Source organism: Kitasatospora sp. MY 5-36 (genome assembly GCF_001182915.1).
Classification (GTDB): Bacteria; Actinomycetota; Actinomycetes; order Streptomycetales; family Streptomycetaceae; genus Kitasatospora.
The window spans coordinates 1-5981 of sequence record NZ_LFVW01000226.1; the positions used below are offsets into that span (position 1 = coordinate 1).

Sequence of the window (5981 nt, forward strand, 5' to 3'; positions counted from 1 at the left end):
CAACCGCCCCGGCGCCACCGAGCACGCCCCGGCCTACCCCGGCGCCGGTGCCTCCGGCAACGGCGGCAAGGGCGGCGTCCTGCCGGACACCCTGCCCAGCAGCGCCCCGGACGCCGTCAACGGCCTGGTCGGCGGTCTCACCAGCGGGCTCACCGGCACCAAGCCCTCGCCGAGCGCCGACGCGGCCCCGGCGCAGGGACCGCAGCAGGCCTCGCCCAGCGCCCCGAACGCGGCCCAGCCGCAGGGCGTCGAGGTTCCCCCGCTGCTTCCGGACCTGCTGCCCGGGCTGCGCATCCTGGGCGGCTGACAGCAGGGCGGTGGGGGCCCGGCGGAGTGCGATATCCGCCGGGCCCTCGCCGTCCCCAGGGAACCCCCGGGATCCCTCGGGTTCTCCTAGAAGAACACCGAACGCCGCTGCACCAGCAGCTCGTAGAGGGTGTGCTGGATGGTCTCGCGCACCTCGTCGGCCAGGTCGAAGACCAGCATCGGGTCGTCCGCCGCCTCCACCGGGTAGGTGTCGGTGGCGATCGGCTCGCCGAAGCGGATCGTCCACTTGGTCGGCAGCGGCAGCGCCCCGAGCGGGCCCAGCCACGGGAAGGTCGGGGTGATCGGCACGTACGGCAGGCCCAGCAGCCGGGCCAGCGTCTTCACGTTGCCGATCATCGGGTAGGTCTCCTCCGCCCCGACGATCGAGCAGGGCACGATCGGCACCCGCGCCCGCAGCGCCGAGGAGACGAAGCCGCCGCGGCCGAACCGCTGGAGCTTGTAGCGCTCGGAGAACGGCTTCCCGATGCCCTTGAAGCCCTCCGGCCAGACCCCGACCAGTTCGCCGCGCTCCAGCAGGGCCTGGGCGTCCTCGTTGCAGGCCAGGGTGTGGCCGGCCTTGCGGGCCAGCTCGTTGACGCCGGGCAGCACGAAGACCAGGTCCGCGGCGAGCATCCGCAGGTGCCGCCGGGCGGGGTGGTGGTCGTGGACGGCCACCTGGGTCATCAGGGCGTCGAGCGGGATCGTCCCGGAGTGGTTGGCGACGATCAGCGCGCCGCCCTCGGCCGGGATGTGCTCCGCGCCCTGGACGTCGATCCGGAAGTACTTCTCGGCCAGCGGGCGCAGCAGCGAGAGCAGCACCTCCTCGGTGAGCTCCCGGTCGAAGCCGAACTCGTCCACCTCGTAGTCGCCGGTCACCCGGCGGCGCAGGAAGGCCAGCCGCTCGGCGGCGCGGCCCTCCCAGCCCTTGCCGAACAGCCGGGTGGCGGCCGGGCCGAGCGGGCCGGCCAGCGCCCCGCCGACGGCCTCGGCGAGCCGGTCGGCCGGATTCAGCCCCTCGGGCGACGTCCAGCTGGGGGCCGTCTCGATCGGGATGACCTTGGCCTCGCCCGGAGCGTTCTCGGCTGCGGCACTCATCGCGGGTTCAGCTCCTCGGTCGGCGGGGGCGGTTCGGTACGGCGTCCGGACCGGCGCCCGGCCCGGCGGGCCCGGCGGCTTCCGGGCCGAGCAGGGCGGTCAGCCGGTCGGTGACGGCGGCCAGCCGCTCGGGCGGCAGCAGGCCCGGCCCCCCGGCGGCGGCGAAGTCGGCGAAGGCCTCCGGAGTGCTGAACGCCGGACGGTAGCCGAAGGTGTCGCGCAGCCGCGCGGTGTCCACCACCCGGCCGTGGGTGAGCAGCCGCAGCTGCTCGGGCGAGACGTCCACCAGCCGGGTCTGCCGGGCCAGCACCGCCATCCAGCTGACCGCGGGCAGCAGCAGCGGCAGGGTGGGCCGGCCGAGCCGGCGGGCGCACTGGGAGAGCAGCAGGACGCCCTCCCCCGCCACGTTGAAGGTCCCGGTGTTGACGGTGCCCGGCTCGGGCTCGTCGGCGGCCCGGCAGAGCACCGCGACGGCGTCGTCCTCGTGCACGAACTGCAGCCGCGGGTCGTAGCCGAGCACGGTCGGCAGCACGGGCAGCGCGAAGTACTCGCTGAGCGGGGTGTCCGCGTTCGGGCCGACGATGTTGGCGAAGCGCAGCACCGTCACCGCGACGTCCGGGCGGCGCCGGGCGAAGCCGCGGACGTAGCCCTCGACCTCCGCCGCGTCCTTGGCGAAGCCGCCGCCGGGCGGGTCCTTGGGCTGCATCCGCTCGCTGAACACCGCCGGGTCGCGGGGCGCGGAGCCGTAGACGCCGGTGGTGGACTTCACCACCAGCCGGCGCACCCCGGGGGCCTTCTGGCAGGCGCCGAGCAGCTGCATGGTGCCGATCACGTTGGACTCCTTCACCGCGGAGCGGTTGGTGGAGCCCAGGCCGGTGGCGCTGACGCTGAGGTGCACCACGGTGTCCACCCGGTGCTCGGCGAGCACCCGGGAGAGCGCCGGACGGCGCAGGTCGAGCTGGTGGAAGCGGTACGGGGCGGCCGGGCCGGACGGCTCCTCGGGCGGCAGCCGGGGCGGCTGCACGTCCACGCCGACCACCAGGTCGACGCCCGGCCGGCGGCGGACCTCGGCGGCGAAGCGGGCACCGAGCCGGCGCGCCACGCCGGTGACGAGCACGACCACGCCCACGGTGCTGCACCCCCGTTCCCTCGGCCCGAGCGGCCTGCGTGCACCGTACCGCGCCGCCCCACGGGGCCGTGAAACGACACCGCCCGCCCAGGCCACGACGGGCCTGGACGGGCGGTGGAAGCGCTGGGCGCGCTAGGCGCGGCCGGGGCCGCTTACTTCTTGTTACGACGCTGAACGCGAGTCCGCTTCAGAAGCTTGCGGTGCTTCTTCTTGGCCATACGCTTGCGACGCTTCTTGATGACAGAGCCCACGGAACAACCCTCGCTCACTGAGACTCTCGCCCGTGAGAGACGGAGTCCATACGACTGACGTGAGGGCCTAGCCTACCGTCGATGGTGCGAAGGCCGTAATCGTGTTCCCCGGGACCGGGAAACTCGCGGGAAATCCACGGCGAACGGGGGCGGGTCCAACGGTCGTGGACCCGCACCCGCGCGCCGCCGCTACGCGCTCTCGAGCCGCACGTAGGACTCCTTGAGGTACTCGTGCACCGCCTGCTGGGGCACCCGGAAGGACCGTCCGACCCGGATGGCCGGCAGCTCTCCGCTGTGCACCAGCCGGTACACCGTCATCTTGGACACCCGCATGACCGCGGCGACCTCCGCCACGGTCAGGAAGACGACTTCCTGAAGGGGGCGCTCGACGGAACTCATGACCATCACCCGACCCTTACCCGTGTGCAAGGCACCGGCTTCCCCTCCGGTGACTCCACCGGCACACGTGTATCCCCAGAGTAGTTATGGGTGGTACCAGTGGGAAGAGGGGAAGTGCAGTCCTCGTACGGTGGGAGATAGGACGGTTGCAGTACGTCGCCGCTCTGCGGATGGCACCGCCCCGCGTACGCACCTCCCGGGCTGGGCACTTCCGGGACGGCGGGTTCAGGCCAGCAGTCCGTGGTGGGGGAACACCGCGCGGCGGGTGGCGAGGATGGCCTGATCGAGTCGGTCGGCCGGATCGTAACCCGAGTCGAAGTCGCGCCAGGCCGGGCGGGCGCCGTCGGTCATCCGCAGCGGGGCCGGGCGGCGGGTGCGGCGGTAGACCTCGGCGCGCCAGGACTCGGGGGTCTCGGTGGCCGGGTCGACGGGCCGGGCGGCGGCGGTGGCGACCAGGTGGGTCCAGGTGCGCGGGACGACGTCCACCACCGCGTAGCCGCCCCCGCCGGTGGCCACCCAGCGGCCGCCGGCGTGCTGGTGGGCGAGGTCGTGCAGCGCCTCGGCGATCAGCCGCTGGGCGTCCACGGTGACGGCGAGGTGGGCGAGCGGGTCCTCCAGGTGGGTGTCGGCGCCGTGCTGGGTGACCAGGACCTGCGGCCGGAAGGCGTCGAGCAGTTCGGGCACCAGGGCGTGGAAGGCGCGCAGCCAGCCCGCGTCGCCGGTGCCCGCGGGCAGCGGCAGGTTGGCGGCGGAGCCGGGGGCGTCCTCGCCGCCGGTCTCGATCGACCAGCCGCTCTGCGGGAAGAGCGTGGCGGGGTGCTCGTGCAGCGAGACGGTGAGCACCCGGGGGTCGTTCCAGAAGGCCGCCTGGACGCCGTCGCCGTGGTGGACGTCCACGTCGACGTAGGCGACCCGCTCGGCGCCGAGTTCGAGCAGCCGGGCGATGGCCAGCGCCGGGTCGTTGTAGACGCAGAAGCCGGAGGCCTTGCCGGGCATCGCGTGGTGCAGTCCGCCGGCGAAGTTGACGGCGTGCGGGGTCTCGCCGCGCCAGACCGCCTCGGCGGCGGCCACCGACTGGCCGGCGATCAGCGCGGAGGCCGAGTGGATCGCCGGGAAGGACCAGTTGTCGTCGGTGCCGAGTCCGTGCAGCGGGTCGGAGCGGTCGGGGTGGGCGGCGGCGTTCCGGACCGCCTCGACGTACTCCCGGGTGTGCACCAGCCGGAGGGTGGAGTCTCCGGCCGGCGGCGCGGAGCGGACGGTCACCCCGGGGCCGGTGTCCAGTCCGAGGGCCTCGACCAGGCGCATGGTGAGGGCCAGCCGGGTCGGGTCCATCGGGTGGCCGGGGCCGAAGTCGTAGGCGGTGACGGCCTCGTCCCAGAAGAGGTGCAGGCCGCAGGGGGTGTCACGCTCGGCTTCGGGCATGGCCTCCACCGTAGCGGGTGACGGTGGCCGGGCCGCCGTCAGGGCGCGCCGGAGCGGCGCTCGTGGGGACGGCCGGGCGGCAGGTGCGCGATGAAACTACGGAAGTTGTGGGGTGACTGTGGAGGCGGGTGTTGAGGCGGTGCAGACAAAAGCTTTGCGACTCCATATCCTCTCCGCCATGAAGCCATTCAGCGTGCAACGCCTTGGGGTAATTCTCGCTGCAATACTGGGTTTTGGCGTGTTCTTTGCCGCCCAGCCGGCCTCCGCCGCGGTCAGCGGCACCACCTTCGCGGTCGACAAGTCGACGGCGAAGGCGGGAGACCAGCTGACCCTGACGCTGTCGCTCACCAACAGTGAGAACAGTCCCATCTACTTCGCCTACGAGGCCGTCCAGCCGACCTGGCCGGCCAACACGCAGGCCGGAGCGTTCACCATCACCGGCTGCACCGGTGACACCTCCGACTGCGCGTTCACCGGGAACAGCGCCAACTTCCACTTCAACGCGCCGATCGCACCCGGCGCGACGAAGAGCGTCACGCTCACCGTCAAGATCACCGACACCCCGGCGTGGGGCACCGCCCCGTACACGCTGAACTGGGCGCCGTACGTCTACTACGAGTTCGGCCAGGTGGGCACCACCGGCACCGCCAAGGACCAGACCTGGACCTTCGGGGTGCCCTCGCTCCAGACCGTGATCAGCTGACCCCCGTCCCGTCGAACGCTCCCGCCGTCACCCGACGGCGGGGGCAAGGGCTTTCCGGCAACGGTTGAAGATGGCGTGAAGGAGCCGCAGACGCGGCCTTCACAACTCCCTATTCTCATCCGCCATGAAGCCATTCAGCGTGCAACGCGTCGGGGTAATTCTCGCCACGGTACTGGGACTTGGCCTGATCTTCGCCGCCCAGCCGGCCTCCGCCACCACCCGCGACGACGGCGTGATCACCGGCGTCTCGGCCTCCGTCGACAAGAAGACGGCGGCACCGGGCGATGAACTGACCCTGACCCTCTCCCTCACCAACACCGAATCGGCCCCCATCACCTTCGCGTACGAGTGGATCGGGCCGAGCTTCCCCTCCAACCAGCTGACCGGCGCGTTCACCTTCACCGGCTGCGGCGGGGACCAGGTGGACTGCGTGTTCGGCGGCAACTCCGTCAACTTCCATCCCACGGTGCCGATCGCGCCGGGCGCCACCCGCACCGTCACGGCCACCGTCAGAATCACCTCCACGCCGCCCTGGACCGGGTCGTACACACTGAACTGGGCCCCCTACGTCTACGCCGAGTACGGCTACCCGGTCGTCAAGACCAGGAGCGGCCCCTTCCTCGACGGCATGCCCGGCCTGCAGACCGTGATCAGCTGACCCCCGCCCCGCCGACCG

At 72.5% G+C, this 5981-nt stretch carries 7 protein-coding genes and 1 pseudogene; 3 read left to right on the forward strand and 5 right to left on the reverse strand.

What is annotated here, in order from left to right; genetic code table 11:
• Nucleotides 1-307: pseudogene (locus tag AE652_RS16720) on the forward strand (hypothetical protein); the annotation flags it as partial.
• 86 nt (nt 308-393) lie between these two features.
• On the opposite strand, the gene AE652_RS16725 reads toward AE652_RS16720, so the two are convergent.
• The 5 genes from AE652_RS16725 to AE652_RS16740 all read right to left on the reverse strand — a co-directional run bounded on the left by AE652_RS16725 (nt 394) and on the right by AE652_RS16740 (nt 4602).
• Nucleotides 394-1401 carry a lysophospholipid acyltransferase family protein gene (locus AE652_RS16725; RefSeq protein ID WP_049652194.1) on the reverse strand — a complete coding sequence of 336 codons (1008 nt, stop codon included), beginning with the start codon at nt 1399-1401 and terminating at the stop codon, nt 394-396.
• 7 nt (nt 1402-1408) lie between these two features.
• On the reverse strand, nt 1409-2530 hold the full coding sequence (locus AE652_RS16730; protein ID WP_049652195.1) for an NAD-dependent epimerase/dehydratase family protein: 1122 nt from the start codon (nt 2528-2530) through the stop codon (nt 1409-1411).
• A 152-nt stretch (nt 2531-2682) separates the two neighbouring features.
• Complete coding sequence (locus tag AE652_RS44045; protein WP_003948845.1) at nt 2683-2781, reverse strand: 30S ribosomal protein bS22; 99 nt, start codon at nt 2779-2781, stop codon at nt 2683-2685.
• Between the two features lie 189 nt (nt 2782-2970).
• On the reverse strand, nt 2971-3180 hold the full coding sequence (locus AE652_RS16735) for a helix-turn-helix domain-containing protein (RefSeq protein ID WP_045699258.1): 210 nt from the start codon (nt 3178-3180) through the stop codon (nt 2971-2973).
• Between the two features lie 225 nt (nt 3181-3405).
• Nucleotides 3406-4602, reverse strand: a complete 1197-nt coding sequence (locus tag AE652_RS16740; protein WP_049652196.1) for an acetoin utilization protein AcuC — start codon at nt 4600-4602, stop codon at nt 3406-3408.
• Nucleotides 4603-4840: 238 nt separating this feature from the next.
• On the opposite strand from AE652_RS16740, the gene AE652_RS16745 reads away from it, so the two are divergent.
• Together AE652_RS16745 and AE652_RS16750 are read left to right on the forward strand one after the other, a co-directional pair.
• The gene (locus AE652_RS16745; protein ID WP_049652197.1) at nt 4841-5305 is read left to right on the forward strand and encodes a DUF11 domain-containing protein; all 465 of its coding nucleotides are present in this window, start codon (nt 4841-4843) and stop codon (nt 5303-5305) included.
• Nucleotides 5306-5429: 124 nt separating this feature from the next.
• Nucleotides 5430-5963, forward strand: coding sequence for a hypothetical protein (locus AE652_RS16750; RefSeq protein ID WP_107086457.1), 534 nt, complete (start codon nt 5430-5432; stop codon nt 5961-5963).
• The last annotated feature ends 18 nt before the right edge of the window (nt 5964-5981 follow it).